Origin of the sequence: Campylobacter concisus ATCC 51562 (assembly GCF_000466745.1) — a bacterium.
Classification (GTDB): domain Bacteria; phylum Campylobacterota; class Campylobacteria; order Campylobacterales; family Campylobacteraceae; genus Campylobacter_A; species Campylobacter_A concisus_B.
This window is the reverse complement of record NZ_ANNI01000007.1, coordinates 128,772-150,754: the sequence shown is the minus strand read 5'-3', so window position 1 is coordinate 150,754 and position 21,983 is coordinate 128,772. Positions and strand designations below refer to the sequence as shown.

Sequence of the window (21,983 nt, the reverse complement as noted above, 5' to 3'; positions counted from 1 at the left end):
TTTATGTGAAATGGATCAATTTTGAGCGAGAACGTGCAAGAAAACGAGAGATTTTTACCGCCAACGCAAATTCAAACTTCAACGCCTTATATATCGCTTAAAGAACTAAGCAAACAATACAGCGTACCGGTAGAATTTATAGATTTTAAAATTTTAGATATTTTAACTTATTATAAAAATAAAGATAATGAAGAGCCAGTTTTTGTCCCTGAAGAAAATTTAGACTTTTTTGATGATAATGCTTTTTATCTTGACGAGACACTAGAGATCGAGCAGGTCTATGACGTGGAATTTTTTGATGTTAGGCTAAATGCTGTGCCAAAGCTTCCAAAGATAGAAATCGGTGTAAATTCAACAGTTACAAAAGTAGTCGCAAAGGTAAAAGCCACAAAAGATTGTGAATACGAACATCATTACGAAGATAAGCTTTTTGAATATATCGCCAAACAGCTTATGAAAGCTCAAATTTTAATAGGTATAAGGATCGGCAAACTAAAAGATGAGTTAAAACAAATAGCCTCAGTTGTGCATGTAAAGGGCGAACTTGATAAAGACTACATACTAAACATAACACAAGGTATAAATCCAAAAAAAGCTACCGATGCAAAGATACTTTACTACTACAAAGATAAACTTGATGCGATAAAAGAGGAAGATAAGGTTGATTACGCTGATAGAGGTTTTGTTTTTGGCGTGGCACAAGATGAAGTGATAATGGAAGAGAAAAAGTCTCACGAAGGGCAAAATGGCCGTGATGCGAGAGGCAAATTATTAGCAGTAGAAAAGCCAAAAGAAGATACTGGCAAAGAGATAAGTATAAGCGAAAATATAGAGAGAGTAGAAAATGACGATAGCATAATATATATCGCTAAAAAATCAGGATATGTAGTTGAGAAGAATGGCTCATTTGACATTGAAGAGCGTATAGAGATAAATGAAGCAAATTTTAAAACAACTGGCTCTATTCAAGCAGGCACTGATACAAATGTGACTTTGGTGGTTAGGGAAACTGATACTATAAAAGACGCCATCGGTACTGGCATCATCGTGGAAGCTGACGAGATCGAGGTAAGAGGAAACGTCGGTGCAAATGCGATGGTTAAAGCAAATGAAGTAATAATCGGCGGTCAAACACACCAAAAGGCTAAAATTTATGCAAAGAATGCAAAAATTTCTATCCATATCGGTAAGGTTGAAGCTGAAAATGTCGAGATAGATAGGCTAGAAGGCGGAAATGTCGTAGCAAAAAGAGTTAAGATAAATAGCGTCGTTGGTGGCTCTATAACCGCTCAAAATATCCAAATAAATACGCTTGGCTCAAACTGCACTATCACAGCTTCACACTTAATAGACGTAAGATATCTAAGAGGCACTGACAATAAATTTATAATCGATACCAGTAAAATGCCTGAGAGTGCTGAGGCTACGCAAGAGCAATTAAATAAGATCGAAAATACAAAAGCAGAGCTTGCCTCACTTCTAAAAAATATTGAAACAAAGAAAAATGTCATAAATGAAAATAAAGACTCGATTTATACCATAAAAGCAAAGGTAGAAGAGCTCTCAAAAGCTAAAGTGATACCGCCAGTTACCTTTATGAAAAAGCTAAAAGAGTATCAAGGTTTAGTCAATGAATACAACACTTTGCTAAAAATTTTTAAGGATAAAAAAGAGTTGCTAGCTACTCTAAAAGATGAGCTTGAGATCATGCAAAATGGAATATTTTCTGCAAAGGTGATAAATAGAGGCAACTGGGTTGAACTAAATGAGATTAGATTTGTTATCGTTGATCCTCCACAAAATGTCACTTATATCTCAAAGCAAAATGAGACCGCTCATGCCATTACTTTGGAGAAGATCGGCGATGGCGATGAGGCTGAGTATAAGATCAAAAAGTCAAATAAATTAGAAGACTACACAGATACAAATTTTTAAGAATAAAAGGTTAAATGATGATAAAAGCGATCGAAGGTATCGTCAGCAGAAAAGATCCCGCATTTGTGATACTTAAAACAAATAGCGGCGTAAGCTATGGGATTTTCATCTCGCTTTTTTGCTCAGCCAAGCTTAGCAAGGGCGAAAAAGTCGAGCTTGCCATAACACAGATCATAAGAGAGGACGCAAATTTACTCTATGGCTTTTTGGATGCAAATGAGCAAAAGATGTTTGAAATGCTTATTAAATTAAATGGTATCGGAGCTAGCACGGCTATGGCAGTTTGTTCAAGTCTAAGCTCACAAGCATTTACAAATGCCATAATAAGCGGAGATGCGGATACTTTTAAAAGCGTGCCAGGTATCGGACCAAAGACTGCTAGACGCATCATAGCTGAGCTAAGTGATGCAAAACTTATAAGTGATGAGAGCGTGCCAAGCTACCAAAACGAAGCGCTTTTGGCACTTGAGGCGCTTGGCTTTAAACGTGAGAAGATAGTGAAAATTTTGCCTGAGTGCAAGAGTGAAAATACGAGTGATCTTATAAAAGAAGCATTAAAGAAATTAGGATAAGGATTAAAAAGATGAATTTAGGTGTGATATTTGGAGCAAAGAGCTATGAACATGAGATAAGCATAGTTAGTGCGATAGTTTTAAAAAATGTCCTAAAACAAGAGCTAAAATTTATATTTTGTGACGCAAATAGAGATTTTTATCTTATCGAGCAAAAAGATATGAGAGCAAATTTCTTTAGCTCTGGCAAATACAAAAATTCAAAAAGGCTCATTTTATCTAAAGGTGGATTTTTCATACACTCTCTTTTTGGCGATAAAAAAGTAGAGTGCGATGTCATTATAAATTTGATCCACGGCATGGACGGCGAAGATGGCAAGATAGCGGCACTTTTTGACTTTTACGGCATAAAATATATAGGTCCAAGGCTTGAAGTAAGTGCGCTTAGCTACAACAAAGAGCTTACTAAATTTCTAGCGCAAAAAGCTAGCGTAAAGGCGCTTGACTATGAGATGCTAACTCGTGAGAGCCAGCCAAAATTTCACTATCCTATTATCTTAAAGCCAGCAAGACTTGGAAGCAGCATCGGTGTAAACATAGTGCATGACGCCAGTGAGCTAGCTTATGCAAAAGACGTGGCATTTGAGTTTGATAAGGATGTACTTGTCGAGCCTTTTATAAAGGGAGTAAAAGAGTATAACCTCGCAGGCTGTAAGATAGATGGAAAGATAAAATTTTCTATCATCGAAGAGCCAAAAAAGAAAGAATTTCTTGACTACGAGCAAAAGTATCTTAGCTTTTCAAATGAAAACAAGGTAAAAGAGGCTGAAATTTCTGAGGAGCTAAAACAAAAGCTTAAATTTAACTTTTCAAAAATTTATGATTGTGGATTTGACGGAGCGATCATTAGATGCGACTTCTTTGTGATAGATGATGAGGTCTATCTAAATGAGATAAATCCAAATCCAGGAAGCCTTGCAAACTATCTATTTGAGGATTTTGAGAGCACTTTAAATGCTCTTGCAAACTCACTTCCAAGAGAGCGTAATATAAAGATCGATTATAGCTTTATAAACTCGATCACTTCAGTAAAAGGTCGCGGAAAAATTTAGGCCATTTAGTAGATTATAAAGTAGTTTGTGATATTTTACGTAAAATTTTACACAAAGAGCAACAATGGTAACTTTTACAAAAGATGAAATTTATACAGCAACTGAAGTGGTTAGAAATTTTAGTTCAGTGCTCTCTCGTGTGGGAGCTAATGAATTAAAAAGAGCGGTCATTGTTAAAAATAATAAATTTGAAGCAGTGCTTTTGAATATGGAAGAATATGAGCGCCTTTGCGAGGCAGTGAGCGTGCTTGAGAGCATTTATACTGCGAAAAAAAGAGAGAACGATGGCGAGTAGGGCGGTAAAATACGGCTCAGATGAGTATGAGATCAGCTACGAAGTAGTAAATCCAAAATGCAAAAAAATAGTGCTTTTCTTGCACGGCTGGGGCGCTAATAAAGAGATAATGAAAAAGGCATTTGGCTCATATTTGAGCGAACTGTGCCACGTTTATATCGATATGCCAGGCTTTGGTAAAAGCTCAATTACTGATCCTTTAAAAACAAGCGATTATGCAAAAATTGTTGAAAATTTCTGCGATGAGCTTGGCATAAAGCCAGATATCATCGTAGGTCATAGCTTTGGTGGCAAGGTCGCAACGCTTCTAAAACCGCCATATCTTGTGCTTTTAAGCTCAGCTGGCATAGTTGTCAAAAAGCCATTTATCGTGCGCACAAAGATCGCTATTTTTAAAATTTTTAAGCTTTTTGGATTTGGAAAATTTTATAAATTCTTTGCCACAAAAGATGTAAGCGGTATGAATAGAGTGATGTATGAGACCCTAAAAAACGTAGTTGATGAGGATTTTACAAAGCATTTTGCTAGCTTTGGTGGCAAGGCTTTGATATTCTGGGGCGAAAATGACAAGGCAACGCCTATAACAAGCGGAGAGAGCATACATAAGCTCATAAAAAATAGCTCATTTTTCCCACTTAATGGTGATCATTTTTTCTTTTTACTTCACGCTAAATTCATAAGTGACGAGATAGAAAAAGGGCTAAAATTTGAGCTAAATGAGGCTAAAAATGTCGTGATAGATGACGATGAGAGCGGGATCGAGGAGATAAGATGAATATATTTTTAAGCATAAGCACAGTTTTATTTATCTTTGCGCTCGCTTTTTATGTGATCACTTGCTTTCAGTGGTTTTCATATAGGCCTGAGCGCGTACTTTTTCACTTCACAAAGCCTGCTTGGCACGTCTTTTTCTTTATTGTACCGTTGGTGCTTTTTTACACGACTGGCAAGTGGTTTTTTATCTATTTTTACTTTGCGCTTTTGCCAGCTCTTTATCTTTGGCACAAAAAACTTGATAAAAAGTTAGTAATTACTGGCAGGATCAAGCACTTTTTTGTGATCCTTACTTGCGCTATTATTCTAAACTACGCTCTAAATTTCATCATTCACAATGCATTTTTGGCTCCGATGCCACTTTTTGTCTTGGTTGTGAGCCTATTTTTTAGTGAAATTTTAGAAAAGATTAAATTTCAAGGCTTTAAAAACAAGGCGCTTAAAAAACTTGGCGCAAACAAAGATCTAAAAATCATCTTGATCACAGCAAGCTACGGCAAAACTAGTATCAAAAATTTCTTATTTGAAATTTTAAAAGATAGCTTTGTCTGCTACAAAACACCTCGCAGCGTAAATACAATGGCTGGCATCATCAAAGATATCAATGAAAATTTAAGCGAGCAAACGCAAATTTACATCGCAGAAGCAGGCGCTAGGCTAAAGGGCGACATCCTAGAGATCACTAAATTTCTAAATCCGCAAATAGTAATCGTAGGCGAGATCGGCGCGCAACACATTGAGTATTTTAAAACGCTTGATAATATCCGAGCCACCAAGCTAGAAGCACTTCAAAGCGCTCGTTTACAAATGGTATTTTTACATAGCTCGACAAAAAAAGAGCCAAGCCAAAATTTAGAAATTTATGATGAGAGTTTAAAAGATATAAATGCAAATTTAGATGGAATTTCGTTTATGCTTGATGGCAAAAACTACGCTTCGCCGCTACTTGGCAAATTTAACGCTACAAATTTAGCCGTTTGCATCAAGGTGGCAAGATACCTAAAAATGAGCGATGAGGCGGTAGATAGAGCGCTATCTAAGATGAAAAACGTAGAGCACCGCCTAAGCAAGATCGAGGCTGGCGGCAAGCTGATAATCGATGATAGTTTTAATGGAAATTTCTCAGGTATGAGCGCAAGCTACGAGCTAGTAAGCACCTATGCTGGCAGAAAAGTACTGCTAACACCTGGTATCGTTGAGAGCGATGCAGAGCAAAATGCAAATTTAGCTAAGGTGATAAATGAAATTTTCGATCTTGTCATCATTACAAGCTCACTAAATGCTGAAGTTTTACTAAAGCACATCGTAAAGCCAAAGATCATCATCTTAAAGGATAAAAATAAAATGCAAGAAATTCTAGCTCAAAATACGCGTGCTGGCGATCTTATACTATTTTCAAACGACGCACCGAGCTTTATATGAAAAAGATAGTTTTTTTAATCCTAGCTTTAAATTTAGCATTTAGCTTTGACATCGATGATTATGACAGAGGCATTGAGGCGCTAAATGCCGGAGATTACGCAACTGCGTATGAAATTTTTTATGATGGTTGTGAGCAAAAAGATGTGCTTTCATGCGAGGCTTTGGGCGATATGTTTGTAAATGAAGAGATAAATGAGCAAATGGATAGTGATCTAAAAAAGCACTCAAATATCGAGCTTGGCGTGAGTTATTATATGAAAAGCTGCGACCTTGGCTACCAAAATGCTTGTGATGATGTGATGAGCTTAAGGGATGATTTAAACATAAGCCTACCAGCTGGTGTTTATGAAAATGCCAAAGCAAGGTACGATGAGATAAGGCAAGAAGACGAAAAAGAAGAAGCCTTAAGTGAGCAAAATGCAACTTTGCAAAAATAAATTCTCTAGTTTTAGACTAGATTTACTTTTAGCGTATGCTCCTTTAGGCTTGCTGGAATTTTGCCATTTTCAAGCTCGATCAGTTCGCTAACTCTTAAAATATAAAAATCCTGCAAACTTCTGTTTGCAAATTTTTCAAGCTTTTTTGAAAGCGTATCAAACATATAAAACTCAGCATCATTGCTAGCTAGTAAAAAATCAGCTCCGCTATCAAACGCATTAAAGATGGTCTTGCTTGCAAGTGCAAATGCAAGCTTTTCGTTTACTTTTAAAAGCTCAAATCCACAAGGGAATTTGATGTTTAGATTTATAAAATTTGCTCTAAATCTATCTAAATTTACAGGGATTTTATCGCTTACGGCTATTTTAAACTCTTTAAATTTATCCAAACTCTTTATCTTTTCAAGCTCATTTTTTGAGGTTTCATCCTCTTTTATCCCTAAAATTTCTTTAAAAAACCTAATCGCTTTGGTATAAATTTCGCTTCCGCCAAAGATAAAATCATCAATCTTGCAAGCTATTAAAATACCATTTTCATTGTTGATAAGCCTCATGATCTCATCATTTTTTTCTTTTTTATAAAGATGATGAGCTAGTATGATGGCCGCTGCACCTATAAAATTTGGCTCATAATCTCTCACAAAATCAGCATAAAAATATGACTTTAAGCTCGCATAAAATTCTTTGTCTGCTTGATCGCAAAATTTCTCAAATGGCTTAAATTTCTCCCAAAAGTCGTCATCATTTATCTCAAGATCTAAAACCGCTCTTTTTTCATCAAGTGGCGAAATCACAAGCTCACCTACAAATTTCTCATATAAATTCTCTAATGGTTCAGCAGTGTTCGCTACAACATCATTTACTTTCACAAAGTCAGTTGTTGGCTGAAAATAGGGATCAATCTTTTTAACATGCAAAAATAGCTCTTCAAGGTTTGTGTAATCTAAAATTTCTAAAAAATATGGTTTAAAATACGACAAAATATCCTTTTTTGCATTAAATCTAAAAATTTCTATTTTTTGCATTTGGCTCCTTTTTTGGCTTATTTTATCCTAAAATTAAAAGGAGTTTCATTATAATGGCCCGATGGATAAAGAAAATTTCACGATTGAATGCTTTGGTAACGCTTATATTGGCGATGATGCGGCTGTGCTTGGCAAGCAGGTCTTTAGCAAGGATATTTTTGCTGAAAATTCGCACTTTAAGCATGGCTGGCTAAGCCTTGAAGAGATCGGCTATAAGGCGATGATCGTAAATTTTTCAGATACGATCGTGATGAATGCTAGGCCAAAATTTGCGCTTCTTGGACTTAGCTTGCCAAAGAATTTTTCGCCGCAGCAAATCAAAGAGCTAAGTGGCGGCATAAATAGAGCTTGCGAGGAGTTTGGCGTAAGGATAATCGGTGGCGACACGATAAGTAGCAAAATTTTAAATATAAGCGTTAGTGTAATTGGCGAGCTAAATGGCAAAGCTGTGCTTAGGAAAAATGCAAAATACGGAGATCTGGTGGCTTTTACTGGCGAGCTTGGAGGTAGCAAAAAGGGGCTAAATTCGCTTCTAAGGCTAGCTCAAATTTCAAAAAACTCACGATTTAAAAAGCCTATTTTAAGAGATAAATTTTTCTACAAAGCAGCTCATCTTATAAACTCCTCTATGGATGTCTCAGATGGGCTAAATGCCGATCTTACTAAGCTTTTAAAGGCTAGCAAAAAGGGTGCTAATTTTACAAAAAAGCTAAGCAAAATCGAGCTTAGTAGTGGCGAAGAGTATGAAATTTTATTTACTTTTAGTCCTAAAAATTTAAACGCCATCAAAAGGATCGCCGCAAAAACACGGACAAAGATTAACGTCTTTGCAAAAATTTCAAATAAAAGGTTAAAACAAAATGCAAGAAACCACCACTTTTAAGCCACTTTACGCACTCACTCATGCACCCATCGAGGCATATTTTTCTAAAAATTCAGATGATTTTGTCGTGCGTGAGATACCACTTTACGAGTTTAGCGGTGACGGTGAGCACTTAATCGTTGAAATTTCTAAAAAAGATATGACGACGCAGGAGGCTTTGCATGTCTTAAGCGAGGTTACAGGAGCTAAGATGCGCGACTTTGGCTATGCCGGGCTAAAGGACAAGCAAGGCATGACGACGCAGTTTATCTCGATGCCACGCAAATTTGAGAGCAATCTAGCAAACTTTAGCCACGAAAAGATGAAAATTTTAAGCCTAAATGCGCATAAAAATAAGCTTCGCATCGGACATCTAAAGGGAAATAGCTTTTTTATCCGCTTAAAAAAAGTACTACCAAGTAATGCCAAAAAGCTAGAGCAAGCATTTGTTAGTATCGATAAAATGGGCTATGCAAACTACTTTGGCTATCAGCGTTTTGGTAAATTTGGCGATAATGCTGAAACTGGACTGGAGCTACTTAAAAACGGGACGATAAACGGCAAAAAGAGCAAAAACGTAAAGCTAAACGACTTTTTGATCTCGGCATATCAAAGTGATCTTTTTAATCGCTGGCTTAGCAAACGCGTGGAGATTTCGAGATTTGCGCAGGATTTTAGCCTCTCCGAGCTAGCTCAAATTTACCCGTATCTGAGAGGCGAAAATTTGAAAAATTTAAAATCGCAAAAGAGATTTTTTAAGCTGATGGAGGGCGAAGTTTTGGGCCACTACCCGCACGGTAAGTGCTTTTTGTGCGAAGATTTGGACGCGGAGGGCACGCGCTTTGACGCTAGAGATATCACTAGCTGCGGGCTGATCCCGGGCGCGAAGGCATATGAGGCACAGGGTGCGGCCAGGGCAGCCGAGGATCAAATTTTTGCGCAGGCAAATGAATATAAAGCTAAAATGACGGGATCTAGGCGCTTTGCGTGGTGCTACTTGGAGGATACGAGCTACAAATATAACGAAGAAAAAGCACACTTTACGATAAATTTTACGCTGCAAAAAGGAAGCTACGCGACTGTTGTGCTAGAAGAAATCTTGCACAAAAATATCTTTGAGTAGGGCGGCGACTCGTCTTGCGAGCGCTTTTAAATGATTTTTGCGTCTATGCTGGTAACTGCAAGCAGAGTATAAATTTCGCCCTGCGATAGGCTGCATGTCTTATCTTGGGACGAAATTTATTTCTTTTGTTTAGATAAGAGCATAGTGACGTAGAAAACATTTAAAACCATCTCGCAAGACTTTGCCTTAACTTTCTTAAATTTTGTAAATCAAAATCCGCCTCGCCTAACACTTTTTAAAAGCTGTGAGCAAAACGGGGCAAAAACTTTGCCTTGTCGTTTTAAGCTCAAATTTGAGGAAAAATTTATCAAATTTTTATACCAATATCCATATCTTAAATCGCTAAAATTTATCTGTGGAGCAAGACGCGAGCGACACGAAACACGAACGTTTCTAGGCTCGTTTAGATATAATGCGTTTGCAAATTTATATTTTAAAGGGATTTAAGAAATGGCGAATATTTTTCTTTGCTCTTATTTTGCGGAGGTTGCGAGCAAGATTGATGAAGTGGTAAATTTTCAAGGCAAAGATATTGTTTTTATCGATACGGCAGCAAAATTTGAAGAAGTGAATTTTTATGTAGACGAAGCGGTGGAGATTTTAGAAAAATTTGGCGTGAGGCTAAGACGCCTTGACGTCTCTTGCGCCAAGGATTCGGCAGCGCTAGTATCTAGTCAAGATGAGCCATCTTGTGAAGATGAAATTTTATCTACCATTAGTCAGTGCGATATCATTTACGTTAGCGGTGGAAATACATTTTATCTGCTTAATGAGCTACGAAAATCGTGCGCCGCCCAAGCTATAAAAAATGCGGTCAAAGCGGGTAAAATTTATATCGGCGAGTCGGCGGGAGCGATCGTGGCTGCACCAGATACTAGATATGCTACGCTTATGGATGAAAATAGCGCGAAAACGAGTGATTTTACAGGGTTAAATTTGGTGGATTTTTTCACAGTACCACACTTTGGCTGCGAGCCTTTTGTGGAGGCTACGCACGAGATAATGGAGAAATTTGGCGACTTGTACGATTTGCGACCTATAAATAATGCTGAATTTATTTCACTTTGAGATAAATTTTTAACAAAACATACGCTAAATATTTACTCAAAGCACTCTATCTGCCTGCAAATTTACCTTTTAAATAAAAGAACATAAAGTTTAAAGTTTTAAAAACTAGAAATTTAAGCCAAAGCCGCTATAATTTCGCTCTGGCACGGTAAGCGATCGCTTTTGTTTTTGCAAAAGAGGAAAGTCCGAGCTGCGATAAGACAAGGTTCCATCTAACGGATGGCTAGGGAAACCTAAGGGATAGTGTAACAGAAAGTAGACTTCCGCTTCGGCGGTAAAGGTGAAACGGCGGAGTAAGAGCCCACCGGCACGCTTGGTAACTTGCGTGGCCATATAAACCCAACCTGCAGCAAGAAGGGATGGTTTTGGTCTTATATTAAAACCCTTCGCTAGAGCTTGTTTGTAAAAGCAGGCGTAGATAAATGATCGCTCAAGACAGAACTCGGCTTAACGCCGTGCCTTTAAATTTATAAAAATTGATTAGTTTGTTACGTATTTTTGAGCTTTTTGTAGTTTTATAAGCTCATTTTGGATGTGCGAAGACTTATTTTTTAAAAGCTCTATTGCACCGCCGATTAATGCTTGTGCTTCTTGTGCTGAAGCTAGGCTTGTAAACATATCTTCACTAAAATTTTCTGACAAAGTAGCTATCTTGCTCGTGTCTTCATTTATCAATGCTAATTTAAACTCATTGATCCAGCTATTCACCTGAAGTTACCTCTCTCCATGCTTCTGATAGTTGCTTTACGACATTGGTTACTTCATTTAAGGCTGCGATATCATTTTGTATATTTGCCATAGCAAGAAGCTGCATCTGTCTTGTATAAAGGCCGCTAAGATAGTGGGCCACGTCGCCTTGAGAATAATCAAGCGAATTTAAAAGCTCAACAAAAATAGCGTTTGTCCTATTAATATAATAAACTTTTTTCTCTATATCTCCAGCTTCTATCGCCTTTTTTGTACGAAATATAAATTTTAAAATCCCGTCATAAAGCATTTCTATTAATTTAGTTGGGGACTCAATGCCCCCAAAACTAGACTGTGCGTATGCACTATATGCACTTTGATTCATCTTTCTCTCTTATTTTCTGCTATTTATCTCTGCATCGATCATTGATTTTAGTGTTGAGAACTGATTTTCTAAACTTGCTATGATAGCGTTATACTTGATAAAACGCTCTTGCATTGTTGTGTATTTCTCATCTAAAAGCTTTTGTGTGCTCTCTTTGTTTTTTGTGATCGACTCATTTTCATCTTTTAATTGATTTTGCATAGCAACCATCGTACCACTTTTGCCAACGACACCATCAAGCATTTTAGCTAGCTTTGTAAATAGCCCATCTGTCTTTTTAGTTACTGGATTTATAGTAGCTTCATTCATGCCTAGAGCTGTTAAGGCTGAATTTTTACCTTTTACCTCGATATTTTCGCCATCGCTTCTTTTTAAGACGATTCTTTTGCCACTTTTATCAAGACTGGCTGTAACTCCAGTTATGCCAGCGTCATTTATAGCTTGTTGAAGTTTTAGTGCGTTCTCTTCGGCTGTGGCTGTGGCAGTAGTTGAGAATATAACTGACTTGCCGTTTATCGTAAGATCGCCGGCTTTTATGTCTAGTGCTCCAGCGCTAACAGTCGATGCACCCATATAACTTATTGGCTCGATCTTGCTTGATCCCATGAAAAATTTCTGAATCTCTTCAGGATCTTTGCTAAGAGCTGCATTTAGCTTATTTAGATCAAGCTGAAGCTGTCCGTCTTTATCAGGTACTATGCCATATTTGCTTAATGCTTTGCCTTCGCTATCTTGTCCATTTACAAGACGACCAATGTTTGATCTTAAGCTTGAAATTTCGCTAACGCCTTGGAAAGTGCCAGCTCCTTTTTCCTCGTCATATTTTGTAGCTATACCAAGGTTCATGGTCATTAGGTTGTAGTCTTTGATAAATTCTTCAACCGCTTTTATTACTTCTTTTGTATCTTGAGAGACGCTTACGTTTGTTTTACCAGTTTCATTTAATGTAATAGAAATTCCCGGCCTTAAGTCGTTGAAGGTGTTTTTGCTTCTTTTTACATTTACTCCGTTATATGTAAATTCCGCATCTTGTGCCTTTAAAATTCTATTTTTTTCAAAATTTGATGTCATCTTTGGTGTGCCATCAGGATTTGTTAGTAGAGTGCCATTTGCATCTTTATCTTGAAACTGCGTACTATCCCAGCCAAGCTTATCTAAAACACCAGCCGTATCATTTGAAAATTTAATAGTCTGTGTTGCACCAGTGTTGCCTGATTGAAGCATGATTTGATTTGGCTTATCTCCGCCAACATTTAAAATTCTAGCTTGTAATTTACCGCCACTGATATCATTTATCTTGTCTACAATATCTTGATATGTGGTTGATCTAGTTACGCTAATAGAAAATTTTTGTCCATCGATTTCAACATCAAAAGAGCCATTATTTGTCGCACCTACTAAGCTTGAAGCGTTTTTGAAATTTGAACTTTGAAATGTATCTTTTTGAGCAAGTTTTTGCACATCGATACTAAAATTTTGCACGCTAACGCCATTTGCCGCTGAGGCTGTTACGCTTTTGCCAGCGTTATTTGTAGTTCTTTTTAGATAAAGTGCCTCTCCGCCAAGTGTTTTGCCACTTACGTTTACGTTGCTAACTAGAGTTTTTAGCGCTGCAAGGTCTTTTTGCTTTAGGTCATTTCTTTCTAGCCTTTTTGTTAAAGGCTTGATCTGTCCTGCTTCATCTGCTTCTTTTAATTTCTTGATAAGATCGTCATTTAGACCACTATTTTTTGTACCGATGCCTAAATTTGTTACGTTACCTACTGCCATTTTTAACTCTCCTTGTCAAAAAGTATTCCGATACTTTCTTTGAAATACTCGCTTATTCTTATAGCTTCTTTGCTTGGAAGTTGTGTTATCTCTTCGCCAGTTTTAGCATCTTTTACTTGCACGACCATTAAATTTAGCTTCTCGTTGTAAGCAAATCTTACATTAGTATCGAGCTGCTGCATTTGATAGTTTAGTCTGTCAGTGACCTCTCTTGTTCTTTTGGCAAGCTCTTCGTTGCTAAGTCCGTCTAGCTCGTTAATGTCTTTTGTTTCATTGTTTTTATCAGCATTTAATTTTATATCAGAATGCTCAATAGGTCTGCTGTCTATTTGTCGTTGAGCGGATGTGCTCATGCTCGTATCTAGTACCTGATTTGCTGCTACCTTAAAGATTTCCATAGTTTTACTCCTTAAAACTTACGTTAGCTTCTACATCGGTAAAATTTTAAAATCCTTTAGTGTTTATACAAATTTTTGATTATTTAGGCTAAAATCGAGCAAAAATTTATAGGAAGAGATATGAAAATTTCATTTGAGTGCGAGTGTATTTTACTTCAAAAGACACTGCTGCTTTTTTGTGGAAATTTGGCTGCTCATCATAAGGATTGTGATTTTGTAGTGAGTGACCGCGAGATCGCGACAAAAAAACCGCTATTTATAATAGGTAAAAATGCTCATCTTTCTCATCCTTTTACCAAGACGACACTTCTTGATACGCTTGAAGAATTTTACTCAGCTATGCAAATTTCAAAAGCAAATGAGCTAAATGAAGCTAAAAATGAAAAGAGCTCAGAAGAGAAAATTTCACTTTTGATAGATAAATTTAAAGCTGATCTTCTTGAAATTCTAAGGGCAAATCAGTGAAGCTTTACACTAAAATTTCAAGTGGTAAATTTAAAGGCAAAAGGCTTGAACTTCCAAGTCTAAGCACGACTAGAAGCACAAAAAGTATCGTAAAAGAGTCCTTTTTTAACGTCATTAGAGATGAAATTTACTCGCTTACATTTATAGAGGGCTTTGGTGGAAGCGGTGTAATGGCATGTGAGGCCGTTAGCAATGGAGCGCGTGAAGCTATCGCTATCGAAAAAGATAGAGCTGCTTTTAAGATCACGCAAAGCAACCTTGCAAGCCTAGAATGCTCAAATTTAAAAGCGATAAATGGCGATACCTTTTCTGTCTTGCCTGATCTTATAAATTCTCAAAATGGCAAGGTCTTGCTCTACCTTGACCCGCCATTTGACATAAGAGCTGGTTTTGACGATATCTACAAAAAACTTCTAAATTTAATCTCACAGCTAAAAAAAGAGAAAATTTATATGATAGTTTTTGAGCACAACAGCGACTTTAAATTTAGCGATGAAATTTCTACATATAAACTTGTAAAATTTAAAAAATTTGGAGCTACTTCGCTCTCTTACTTCCAATAGTTTATAAAAATTTGGAACATCTTTTGCTTTAAAAACCTAAAATAGCTAAATTTTAGGAAAAAATATGAAAAAATTTTTATCTTTTGTAGCAGCTTCAGTGATAGCTACTTCAGCTTTTGCTACGCAGATAAAAGAGCTTGCAAGCATAGTTGGCGTAAGGGATAACCAGCTAATAGGTTACGGCCTTGTCGTTGGGCTAAATGGCACAGGTGACGGCTCGACGTCAAAATTTACGATCCAGTCTTTATCGAACATGCTTCAAGGTGTAAACGTAAAGATAAATCCAGATGATATCAAGTCAAAAAACGCAGCTGCTGTTATGGTGACAGCCAAGCTTCCTGCGTTTGCAAGGCATGGCGATAAGCTTGATGTCGTGATCTCATCTATCGGTGATGCAAAAAGCTTGCAAGGTGGTACGCTTCTCATGACGCCACTAAAAGGCGTTGATGGTGATATTTACGCTTTGGCTCAAGGTGCTTTAAGTATCGGCGGAAAAAGCATGGGTAGATCAGGTGGCAACCACCCAACCGTTGGCTCTATCCTAAATGGTGCTTTAGTTGAGCGAGAAGTGACTTATGATATTTACAATCAAGATAGCATAAGACTAAGCCTAAAAGATACAAATTTTAAAACCGCTCTTGATATCCAAAATGCTATAAATGCAAATATCTCTGATGATGCCGCAAAGGCGATCGATCCAAGAACGGTTATCGTTAAAAAGCCAGATGATGTTAGCATTATCGAGCTTGCAAGCGCTGTGCTTGATCTTGATGTAGAGTATAAGCCAGATGAGAAGATAGTAGTTGATGAGAGAACTGGCACGATAGTAAGTGGCATAAATGCCGTAGTTAGCCCAGTTGTCTTAACGCATGGTGCAATCACAATAAAAATAGAGCCAAATAGCTACGATGAAGCAGCACAAAATGATGTAAATATAGGAAGCGACACATCTGTTGCGCCTAGTCAAAATTTACTTAAAATTTCAGGCGAAAAAACAACCGTTGCAAATGTAACAAGAGCGCTAAACAAGCTTGGGGCAACACCAAGTGATATCATATCGATACTTGAAAATTTAAAGCGAGTTGGTGCGATACAAGTCGATCTGGAGATAATATAATGCAAATAGATAACACCTTGGCGCTAAATTCATACAATGAAATTTCGGCAAATAAGATAAAAAACGCAAATGCCAAACAAGATGCACTTTTAAAAGAGCAAACTGATGCGTTTGAGGCATATATGGTAAAGGCTGTGCTTGATATTGCTTTAAAAGAAGACGAGCACAACTCGCTATATCCAAAGGCTGCTGGTAGTGATATTTATAGGTCAATGTATAACGATGCAATGAGTAAAGCATTGAGCGGAAATCTTGGTTTTTCAGAACTTTTGTACGATTTTTTAAAGAGAGACTCTTAAGTAAATTTATATTCTGCCGATGTAGTGATATAAACATTTTATTTTAAGAGGTATGAATATGATAAGGCCTTTAAATCAAAGACCAAATTTTCAGGCAAATACGCTAAATAAAAATAGCGATGCCAAGGTCGAAACTCAGAGTAAAGAAGTAAGAACAAACGAAAACGCAAAGCTAAAAGAGATAGCTGATGCCATAGAAAATGGTACTTATCAGGTTGATATCTCAAAAACGGCTAGGGCTGTGGCTGATGCGTTGCTGTAATTAAGGAATTTAAATGATAAAAAAGCTTTTGGACGAGGCTATAGGCGAGCTTGATGAGCTCATAAATTTAACCATACAAGATATCGCAAATATAAAAGAAGCTAAGCACTCAAGTGTTGATGAGAGTGTAAAGAAAAAAAATGCCTTAGTTCGTGCATTTGAAGATACAAAAAGAGCACTAGATAAAGAGCTTTTAAAGGTATCAAAAGAGAGCGGTACGACTACACTTGCTAGTGTTTTAGATGATGAAGTGAAGTCAAAGCTTGTACTTATGCGTTCAAAGCTTGAAAATTTACATAAAGTCAATAAAGAATATGCAAGACATGTTGTTGCCGTTAAAGAATTTTTTGACTCACTTAATGAAAAAATTTTTGGCACTAAAGCAAGTGAATACGGCCAAGATGGAAACAGCATAGATAATAATTTTTATAAATCAAGGGTTTAAAAAATGGCTAATATTTTTATGTCATTAGGCACGGGTGTTTCAGGACTAAATGCAGCCCAGCTTCAAATAAGTACAACCGGAAATAATATCGCAAACGCTGATAGCAACTACTATACGAGGCAGCGTGTTGTCCAATCTGCATCTCCAGCGATGAATACAGTCCCTGGTGGAGTTGGCACAGGCACACAAGTAGATACTATAACAAGGCTTCATGATGAGTTTGCCTACTCAAGACTAAAATACTCATCGTCAAATTTAGAAAATACAGCCTATAAACAAAGAATTTTGCAAGAAGCTACAAAATATTTTCCTGATCTAAAAGATAATGGAATGGTGAAGGATATCCAGGAGTATTTTTCCGCGTGGAATAACTTTGCTTCAAACCCTAATGCTGGTGCTCAGAAAGTAAATTTGATAAATAAAGCAAGTGTATTAACTGCAAGTATTAACCGCTCGTCAAAGATGCTTTATGATATGCATGAAAAGATTGATGAAACGATAAAAATAAATATAAATGAGATAAATTCGCTAGGCAGACAAATAGCAAATATTAATAAGCAAATCCAAAGAATAGAATCAGGTGCGGACGCTGGTATAAAAATAAATGCAAATGATCTTCGTGATAAACGTGATGAGCTTGAACTTGCTATGTCAAAGCTGGTAAATACAGCAGTTTATAAAAGTGATCTAAAGAGCAATTCTAGGGTAGATACAGGAATAACAGATCAAGGAAAATACTACAATCTAAACATTGGTGGCGTAAGTGTCGTTGATGGTGTAAATTTTCATGAAATTTCTATGAGTTCAACTGAAAGTGGACGATATACAAAAATTTATTATGAAAGAGAAGATGGCAGAAGAATCCCAATGGAAGAAAAGATTACAGGTGGTAAAATCGGAGCTGCACTTGATCTTAGGGGTAGAAACTACGAGCCAGATAATGATAAATTTAGCGACGGAACGATCCAAAAATACATTGATAATTTAAATACATTTAGTAAAACCTTGATAACAAGTACAAATAATATCTATGCCGAATCCGCAGTTGAAATTTCTAACTCAGATCCGATAAGTTATTTAGAAGGCGATAAGACGCTGATGAATCATGATAATAGTATAAGAAACGGAAGTTTTGAAGCTATTGTTTATGATAACAAAGGTAATGTCGTGGCCAGAAAAACTATAAATGTAAATGGCACGACGACGATGAATGATACAAGATATGGCAACTCTATCGTCAAAGACTTTAACTCAAACTCAGATGACAATAAAGACAATAATATGCTAAATGACGTTGATGACTTTTTTGAGGCGTCATATTTTTATGATAAAAATACTAAAAAAGGCACATTTTCTCTCATTCCAAAACAAGCTCAAGGGCTTTATAGCATATCAATAGTCGATCACGGTACAAATTTCCCAGGTGCTGTTGGCATAAATAGATTTTTTTCAGGTACTGACTCAAATAGTATCGGCATAAATCAAAATTTTACCCAAGACCACACAAAGCTTCGTGCCTACTCAAAGCCAGTTATCGGAAATAATGAAGTTGCAAATAAAATGATCCAGCTTCAGTATCAAAAGCAGACCTTTTACTCAAGTGGTATAGCGCTTGATAGAGATGAGACGATCGAGGGATATTACCGCTATCTTACGACTGACATGGCGAGTGATACAGAGGCGAATAATACGATCCACGATACAAATACGTCTTTGCAAAAGACAGCTGAAGAGGAATTTCAATCAACAAGTGGCGTAGATACCAATGAAGAGCTTACAAATTTGATCCGCTTTCAAGCTAGTTACGGCGCAGCTGCAAAGATCATCACGACCGTTGATCAGATGCTTGACACGCTTCTTTCACTAAAACAATGAGCGAGCTAAAGAGCCTTTTAGACTCGCACGTACTTAGTAAAAATACAAATTTGGGGCTATTTGAAGCCCCAGATCCACTTCAAGTAGCCACTAAATTTAAAGAGCCAAACATAGCGCTCATTTGTGCGTTATTTGCTTATGGTAACGCAAAAATGATAGTAAAATTTCTAAATTCGCTTGATTTTGGTTTGCTTGATGAGAGCGAGCAAAATATCAAGAAAAATTTATCAAATTTCAAATACCGCTTTCAAAATGAAAATGATGTGAGAGAAATTTTTATCACTCTCTCACGCCTTAAAAAAGAGGGTGACATAGAGAAAATTTTACGCCAAGGTCTTGCAAAAAATGGCGAGATGATAGAGGGCGTAAATGAGCTTATAAAATTTATATATAAGCTAAATTCTTACCGCTCGGATGGATATGAGTTTTTCTTTGGTAAGAGTTTTGAGAGGGAGCCACAAAGCCCATATAAACGCTATAACATGTATCTTCGCTGGATGGTTAGAGATAGCGACATCGACCTTGGGCTATTTAAAAATTTACCAAAAGATAAACTTTTGATGCCGCTTGATGTTCATACGCATAGAGTTTCTTTAAATTTAGGACTTATAAACAGAAAGAGCTACGATTTCAAAGCAGTCATGGATCTTACAAAAAAACTTAGAGAATTTGATGAGTTTGATCCGATAAAATACGACTTTGCGCTTTATAGAATAGGGCAGAGTAAAGAGTTAGAAACTATCATAAAAAATCTTAATCAATAAAAATTATTGCTAAATTTTTAAATTTAGGGTAGACTTGCCGTACAATTTTATCCACAAGGAGCTTGTATGAAAAAAATCGTTTTACTAAGTGCAGTTTTGGGAACTTTGCTTTTTGCTCACGAAGGTCATCACTTTGATGCGAAAGCTGGAGAGCATCTAGTTATACCTGTTAATGAGCTAAGCGAGAAGGGCGATAAGAGTGTCGGCGAAGTAGTAGCTGTTAAGACAAACTACGGCGTTGCATTTTTTCCAAATTTAAAGGGACTTACTGCAGGACTACACGGCTTTCACATCCATGAAAATGCTGACTGTGGTGCGACTGAAAAAGGCCTTGGCATGAAAGCAGGCGGTCACTGGGATCCAGCTGGCACAAAGATGCACTCTTTTGCATGGGACGACAAGGGCCACAAAGGCGATTTGCCAGCACTTTACGTAGATGCTGAGGGCAATGCGAACTATCCAGTGCTAGCCCCAAAGATAAAAAGTCTTGACGAGCTAAAAGGTCACTCACTAATGGTTCATGTTGGTGGCGACAACCACAGCGACAACCCAAAAGCACTTGGCGGCGGTGGCGCTAGAATGCTTTGTGGCGTTATTAAGTAATCACTTTAATAAACGAGTCTTTGAGCTAGATCTAAAGGCTCGTTAAAATTTATAAATTTTAAAAATCTCTCATTTCAAATATAAAAATTTTACAAAAAGATAAGTACAAATAAATTACAATCTGCTTTTATTTCAATTATCAAAAGAGCAAAAAATGGAATTTGATCTACTTAGCTATGTCGTTTTTTTTGTAGCTGCGTTTTTAGGTGGTTTTATCGATTCTATCGCTGGTGGAGGTGGGCTTATAACGCTTCCAGCTATTATGGCGATGGGTGTGCCGCCACACCTTGCACTTGGTACAAATAAGCTCCAAGGAGTTTTTGGTAGCTTTACAGCGACTCTAAATTTCACAAAACGGGGATTAATTAATTATAAAGAGTGCTTTGTAGGTATCGTTTTTACTTTCATTGGAGCTATCATCGGAGCGGTGGTTATCCTATTTTTAAATACAAATTTTTTAAAGATAATTATCCCATTTTTACTGATTGCTATTTTTATCTACACGCTTTTTATGCCAAAAGTCGGCGAAAATGATAGAGCTGCAAAGATGAATGAGAAGCTATTTTATGTAGTTTTTGGGCTGATACTTGGCTTTTATGATGGTTTTTTTGGTCCAGGAACAGGCTCTTTTTGGACATTTGCGATAGTGGCACTAATTGGGCTAAATTTAAAAAAAGCTGTCGCTCATACGAAACTCTTAAATTTTACTAGCAATATCGTTGCTCTTGGCATTTTTATAGCTGGCGGACAGATGCTTTGGGCTGTTGGACTTTTGATGGCAGTTGGTCAAATTTTAGGCGCATATTTTGGATCAAATCTTGTCATTAAAAAAGAGGTAAAATTTATTAGAACAATGTTTCTAGTGGTAGTTGCAGTGACTATTTGTAAATTGGTTTTCGATTATTTCAGAGTTTAAAATTAAAAATGTTTTAACAATAATTTTGTTACAATCACGCAAAATTCTAAATCCAAGGTAAATTAATGAAAGATTTGTTTTTATTTTCAAATTTCCTAAATAGCTCCCACGCCTTTATCTATGCATTTCACTTTCTGCTTGTAGCTTTGATTGTTATCGTAGTTGCTTATATAGCAAGGAGTAAGATGCAGCTTGTACCAAGAGGTCTTCAAAATATAGTTGAAGCTTATTTGGAGGGCGTTATATCGATGGGAAGAGATACTTTAGGCAGTGAAAAACTAGCAAGGAAATATCTTCCACTTGTTGCAACTATCGGTTTTATCGTATTTTTTTCAAATGTTGTAGGTATTATTCCTGGATTTGAGTCACCAACATCAAGTCTAAATTTAACTCTAGTTTTGGCTTTAGTTGTATTTGTTTATTACAACTTTGAGGGCATTAGAGAAAATGGATTTTTCAAATACTTTGGGCACTTTATGGGGCCGAATAAATTTCTAGCTCCTATTATGTTTCCAGTCGAAGTCATCTCGCATCTTTCACGTGTAGTTTCGCTATCATTTCGTCTTTTTGGTAATATCAAGGGTGACGATCTATTCTTGCTAGCGATGCTTACACTTGCACCTTGGTTTGCTCCGCTTCCAGCTTTTGCGCTTCTAACGCTTATGGCTGTTTTGCAAACATTTATCTTTATGATGCTAACTTACGTTTATCTAGCTGGTGCCGTTGCTATTAGTGAGCACGAGCATTAAAATTTAAAGCCATATTTTTATATGGCTTTTCCTTTTTAAAACTATTTAAATTTTTAAATCACATTCTTTATTTTTCCAGTCAAAGCGCTCATTTTTAGATATTTTAAAAGAAAGTATCGC

General features: G+C 36.8%; 26 protein-coding genes and 1 other RNA gene. 22 read left to right on the top strand and 5 right to left on the bottom strand.

The features are described 5' to 3' along the window. The first annotated feature begins 21 nt into the window (after positions 1-21). From ATCC51562_RS06465 to ATCC51562_RS06435, 7 genes are all read left to right on the top strand, one after another. Positions 22-1,935, top strand: coding sequence for a flagellar assembly protein A (locus ATCC51562_RS06465; RefSeq protein WP_021091307.1), 1,914 nt, complete (start codon positions 22-24; stop codon positions 1,933-1,935). A 17-nt stretch (positions 1,936-1,952) separates the two neighbouring features. Then, positions 1,953-2,507: a Holliday junction branch migration protein RuvA gene (gene ruvA, locus ATCC51562_RS06460; protein WP_021091363.1), complete on the top strand. Its 555-nt coding sequence runs from the start codon at positions 1,953-1,955 to the stop codon at positions 2,505-2,507. 11 nt (positions 2,508-2,518) lie between these two features. Continuing rightward, positions 2,519-3,559 (top strand): D-alanine--D-alanine ligase, encoded by a 1,041-nt coding sequence (locus ATCC51562_RS06455; RefSeq protein WP_021091382.1) that lies wholly within the window; start codon positions 2,519-2,521, stop codon positions 3,557-3,559. A gap of 64 nt (positions 3,560-3,623) precedes the next feature. Next, positions 3,624-3,854 carry a type II toxin-antitoxin system Phd/YefM family antitoxin gene (locus ATCC51562_RS06450; RefSeq protein WP_021091404.1) on the top strand — a complete coding sequence of 77 codons (231 nt, stop codon included), beginning with the start codon at positions 3,624-3,626 and terminating at the stop codon, positions 3,852-3,854. Next, on the top strand, positions 3,844-4,629 hold the full coding sequence (locus ATCC51562_RS06445) for an alpha/beta fold hydrolase (RefSeq protein WP_021091310.1): 786 nt from the start codon (positions 3,844-3,846) through the stop codon (positions 4,627-4,629). Before ATCC51562_RS06450 ends, ATCC51562_RS06445 begins: the two co-directional genes overlap by 11 nt. Continuing rightward, positions 4,626-6,050, top strand: coding sequence for a Mur ligase family protein (locus ATCC51562_RS06440; protein ID WP_021091418.1), 1,425 nt, complete (start codon positions 4,626-4,628; stop codon positions 6,048-6,050). Before ATCC51562_RS06445 ends, ATCC51562_RS06440 begins: the two co-directional genes overlap by 4 nt. Continuing rightward, entirely contained in the window at positions 6,047-6,487 is a 441-nt protein-coding gene (locus ATCC51562_RS06435) for a hypothetical protein (protein ID WP_021091408.1), read from the top strand. Before ATCC51562_RS06440 ends, ATCC51562_RS06435 begins: the two co-directional genes overlap by 4 nt. An 11-nt stretch (positions 6,488-6,498) precedes the next feature. Here the strand turns inward: ATCC51562_RS06435 and ATCC51562_RS06430 are convergent, their stop codons facing one another. Then, positions 6,499-7,512 carry a hypothetical protein gene (locus ATCC51562_RS06430; RefSeq protein WP_021091347.1) on the bottom strand — a complete coding sequence of 338 codons (1,014 nt, stop codon included), beginning with the start codon at positions 7,510-7,512 and terminating at the stop codon, positions 6,499-6,501. 61 nt (positions 7,513-7,573) lie between these two features. Between ATCC51562_RS06430 and ATCC51562_RS06425 the strand changes: the two genes are divergently transcribed. The 4 genes from ATCC51562_RS06425 to rnpB all read left to right on the top strand — a co-directional run bounded on the left by ATCC51562_RS06425 (position 7,574) and on the right by rnpB (position 11,031). Then, positions 7,574-8,395 carry a thiamine-phosphate kinase gene (locus tag ATCC51562_RS06425; protein ID WP_021091304.1) on the top strand — a complete coding sequence of 274 codons (822 nt, stop codon included), beginning with the start codon at positions 7,574-7,576 and terminating at the stop codon, positions 8,393-8,395. Continuing rightward, positions 8,373-9,497 (top strand): tRNA pseudouridine(13) synthase TruD, encoded by a 1,125-nt coding sequence (truD, locus tag ATCC51562_RS06420; protein ID WP_021091337.1) that lies wholly within the window; start codon positions 8,373-8,375, stop codon positions 9,495-9,497. Before ATCC51562_RS06425 ends, truD begins: the two co-directional genes overlap by 23 nt. A gap of 450 nt (positions 9,498-9,947) precedes the next feature. Then, positions 9,948-10,565 (top strand): Type 1 glutamine amidotransferase-like domain-containing protein, encoded by a 618-nt coding sequence (locus tag ATCC51562_RS06415; protein ID WP_021091300.1) that lies wholly within the window; start codon positions 9,948-9,950, stop codon positions 10,563-10,565. Positions 10,566-10,705: 140 nt separating this feature from the next. Continuing rightward, positions 10,706-11,031: RNase P RNA component class A (gene rnpB, locus ATCC51562_RS09460), an RNA gene on the top strand. 14 nt (positions 11,032-11,045) lie between these two features. Here rnpB and ATCC51562_RS06410 read toward each other — a convergent pair. Genes ATCC51562_RS06410 through ATCC51562_RS06395 form a run of 4 tightly spaced genes read right to left on the bottom strand, consistent with a single transcriptional unit; the run spans position 11,046 to position 13,805 of the window. Then, positions 11,046-11,273 (bottom strand): hypothetical protein, encoded by a 228-nt coding sequence (locus ATCC51562_RS06410; RefSeq protein WP_035167485.1) that lies wholly within the window; start codon positions 11,271-11,273, stop codon positions 11,046-11,048. Further along, positions 11,266-11,637: a flagellar export chaperone FliS gene (gene fliS / locus ATCC51562_RS06405; RefSeq protein ID WP_035167483.1), complete on the bottom strand. Its 372-nt coding sequence runs from the start codon at positions 11,635-11,637 to the stop codon at positions 11,266-11,268. The genes ATCC51562_RS06410 and fliS overlap by 8 nt, the downstream gene beginning before the upstream one ends. Positions 11,638-11,646: 9 nt before the next feature. Next, on the bottom strand, positions 11,647-13,407 hold the full coding sequence (gene fliD, locus ATCC51562_RS06400; protein WP_021091294.1) for a flagellar filament capping protein FliD: 1,761 nt from the start codon (positions 13,405-13,407) through the stop codon (positions 11,647-11,649). 2 nt (positions 13,408-13,409) lie between these two features. Beyond that, a complete protein-coding gene (locus tag ATCC51562_RS06395) occupies positions 13,410-13,805 on the bottom strand; it encodes a FlaG family protein (protein ID WP_021091325.1) in 396 nt (131 codons plus the stop codon). Positions 13,806-13,925: 120 nt separating this feature from the next. Between ATCC51562_RS06395 and ATCC51562_RS06390 the strand changes: the two genes are divergently transcribed. The 11 genes from ATCC51562_RS06390 (at position 13,926) to ATCC51562_RS06340 (ending at position 21,863) form a co-directional block, all read left to right on the top strand. Further along, positions 13,926-14,270 (top strand): hypothetical protein, encoded by a 345-nt coding sequence (locus tag ATCC51562_RS06390; RefSeq protein ID WP_021091412.1) that lies wholly within the window; start codon positions 13,926-13,928, stop codon positions 14,268-14,270. Next, complete coding sequence (gene rsmD, locus ATCC51562_RS06385; protein ID WP_021091371.1) at positions 14,267-14,833, top strand: 16S rRNA (guanine(966)-N(2))-methyltransferase RsmD; 567 nt, start codon at positions 14,267-14,269, stop codon at positions 14,831-14,833. Before ATCC51562_RS06390 ends, rsmD begins: the two co-directional genes overlap by 4 nt. Before the next feature lie 64 nt (positions 14,834-14,897). Next, the gene (locus ATCC51562_RS06380; RefSeq protein ID WP_021091361.1) at positions 14,898-15,950 is read left to right on the top strand and encodes a flagellar basal body P-ring protein FlgI; all 1,053 of its coding nucleotides are present in this window, start codon (positions 14,898-14,900) and stop codon (positions 15,948-15,950) included. Continuing rightward, a complete protein-coding gene (locus ATCC51562_RS06375; protein WP_021091392.1) occupies positions 15,950-16,249 on the top strand; it encodes a rod-binding protein in 300 nt (99 codons plus the stop codon). The genes ATCC51562_RS06380 and ATCC51562_RS06375 overlap by 1 nt, the downstream gene beginning before the upstream one ends. A gap of 58 nt (positions 16,250-16,307) precedes the next feature. Next, positions 16,308-16,511: a flagellar biosynthesis anti-sigma factor FlgM gene (locus ATCC51562_RS06370; RefSeq protein ID WP_021091299.1), complete on the top strand. Its 204-nt coding sequence runs from the start codon at positions 16,308-16,310 to the stop codon at positions 16,509-16,511. Between the two features lie 13 nt (positions 16,512-16,524). Then, the gene (gene flgN / locus ATCC51562_RS06365) at positions 16,525-16,956 is read left to right on the top strand and encodes a flagellar export chaperone FlgN (protein WP_021091397.1); all 432 of its coding nucleotides are present in this window, start codon (positions 16,525-16,527) and stop codon (positions 16,954-16,956) included. 3 nt (positions 16,957-16,959) lie between these two features. After that, positions 16,960-18,831, top strand: coding sequence for a flagellar hook-associated protein FlgK (gene flgK, locus ATCC51562_RS06360; protein WP_021091410.1), 1,872 nt, complete (start codon positions 16,960-16,962; stop codon positions 18,829-18,831). Then, positions 18,828-19,595, top strand: coding sequence for a TIGR02757 family protein (locus ATCC51562_RS06355; RefSeq protein WP_021091365.1), 768 nt, complete (start codon positions 18,828-18,830; stop codon positions 19,593-19,595). The genes flgK and ATCC51562_RS06355 overlap by 4 nt, the downstream gene beginning before the upstream one ends. Positions 19,596-19,661: 66 nt before the next feature. After that, positions 19,662-20,198: a superoxide dismutase family protein gene (locus ATCC51562_RS06350; protein ID WP_021091394.1), complete on the top strand. Its 537-nt coding sequence runs from the start codon at positions 19,662-19,664 to the stop codon at positions 20,196-20,198. Between the two features lie 154 nt (positions 20,199-20,352). After that, entirely contained in the window at positions 20,353-21,114 is a 762-nt protein-coding gene (locus tag ATCC51562_RS06345) for a TSUP family transporter (RefSeq protein WP_021091413.1), read from the top strand. 65 nt (positions 21,115-21,179) lie between these two features. Next, positions 21,180-21,863 carry a F0F1 ATP synthase subunit A gene (locus ATCC51562_RS06340; RefSeq protein ID WP_021091324.1) on the top strand — a complete coding sequence of 228 codons (684 nt, stop codon included), beginning with the start codon at positions 21,180-21,182 and terminating at the stop codon, positions 21,861-21,863. Positions 21,864-21,983: the final 120 nt, after the last annotated feature.

What these genes read in the sequence shown, in the direction of transcription:
- ATCC51562_RS06450 (WP_021091404.1), top strand. Translation starts at nt 3,624, where the DNA reads ATGGTAACTTTTACAAAAGATGAAATTTATACAGCAACTGAAGTGGTT.
- ATCC51562_RS06345 (WP_021091413.1), top strand. Translation starts at nt 20,353, where the DNA reads ATGGAATTTGATCTACTTAGCTATGTCGTTTTTTTTGTAGCTGCGTTT.
- ATCC51562_RS06355 (WP_021091365.1), top strand. Translation starts at nt 18,828, where the DNA reads ATGAGCGAGCTAAAGAGCCTTTTAGACTCGCACGTACTTAGTAAAAAT.
- fliS (WP_035167483.1), bottom strand. Translation starts at nt 11,637, where the DNA reads ATGAATCAAAGTGCATATAGTGCATACGCACAGTCTAGTTTTGGGGGC.
- ATCC51562_RS06390 (WP_021091412.1), top strand. Translation starts at nt 13,926, where the DNA reads ATGAAAATTTCATTTGAGTGCGAGTGTATTTTACTTCAAAAGACACTG.
- ATCC51562_RS06350 (WP_021091394.1), top strand. Translation starts at nt 19,662, where the DNA reads ATGAAAAAAATCGTTTTACTAAGTGCAGTTTTGGGAACTTTGCTTTTT.
- truD (WP_021091337.1), top strand. Translation starts at nt 8,373, where the DNA reads ATGCAAGAAACCACCACTTTTAAGCCACTTTACGCACTCACTCATGCA.
- flgK (WP_021091410.1), top strand. Translation starts at nt 16,960, where the DNA reads ATGGCTAATATTTTTATGTCATTAGGCACGGGTGTTTCAGGACTAAAT.
- ATCC51562_RS06415 (WP_021091300.1), top strand. Translation starts at nt 9,948, where the DNA reads ATGGCGAATATTTTTCTTTGCTCTTATTTTGCGGAGGTTGCGAGCAAG.
- ATCC51562_RS06340 (WP_021091324.1), top strand. Translation starts at nt 21,180, where the DNA reads ATGAAAGATTTGTTTTTATTTTCAAATTTCCTAAATAGCTCCCACGCC.
- ATCC51562_RS06395 (WP_021091325.1), bottom strand. Translation starts at nt 13,805, where the DNA reads ATGGAAATCTTTAAGGTAGCAGCAAATCAGGTACTAGATACGAGCATG.
- fliD (WP_021091294.1), bottom strand. Translation starts at nt 13,407, where the DNA reads ATGGCAGTAGGTAACGTAACAAATTTAGGCATCGGTACAAAAAATAGT.
- ATCC51562_RS06425 (WP_021091304.1), top strand. Translation starts at nt 7,574, where the DNA reads ATGGATAAAGAAAATTTCACGATTGAATGCTTTGGTAACGCTTATATT.
- ruvA (WP_021091363.1), top strand. Translation starts at nt 1,953, where the DNA reads ATGATAAAAGCGATCGAAGGTATCGTCAGCAGAAAAGATCCCGCATTT.
- ATCC51562_RS06440 (WP_021091418.1), top strand. Translation starts at nt 4,626, where the DNA reads ATGAATATATTTTTAAGCATAAGCACAGTTTTATTTATCTTTGCGCTC.
- ATCC51562_RS06435 (WP_021091408.1), top strand. Translation starts at nt 6,047, where the DNA reads ATGAAAAAGATAGTTTTTTTAATCCTAGCTTTAAATTTAGCATTTAGC.
- ATCC51562_RS06375 (WP_021091392.1), top strand. Translation starts at nt 15,950, where the DNA reads ATGCAAATAGATAACACCTTGGCGCTAAATTCATACAATGAAATTTCG.
- flgN (WP_021091397.1), top strand. Translation starts at nt 16,525, where the DNA reads ATGATAAAAAAGCTTTTGGACGAGGCTATAGGCGAGCTTGATGAGCTC.
- ATCC51562_RS06380 (WP_021091361.1), top strand. Translation starts at nt 14,898, where the DNA reads ATGAAAAAATTTTTATCTTTTGTAGCAGCTTCAGTGATAGCTACTTCA.
- ATCC51562_RS06370 (WP_021091299.1), top strand. Translation starts at nt 16,308, where the DNA reads ATGATAAGGCCTTTAAATCAAAGACCAAATTTTCAGGCAAATACGCTA.
- ATCC51562_RS06445 (WP_021091310.1), top strand. Translation starts at nt 3,844, where the DNA reads ATGGCGAGTAGGGCGGTAAAATACGGCTCAGATGAGTATGAGATCAGC.
- ATCC51562_RS06430 (WP_021091347.1), bottom strand. Translation starts at nt 7,512, where the DNA reads ATGCAAAAAATAGAAATTTTTAGATTTAATGCAAAAAAGGATATTTTG.
- ATCC51562_RS06455 (WP_021091382.1), top strand. Translation starts at nt 2,519, where the DNA reads ATGAATTTAGGTGTGATATTTGGAGCAAAGAGCTATGAACATGAGATA.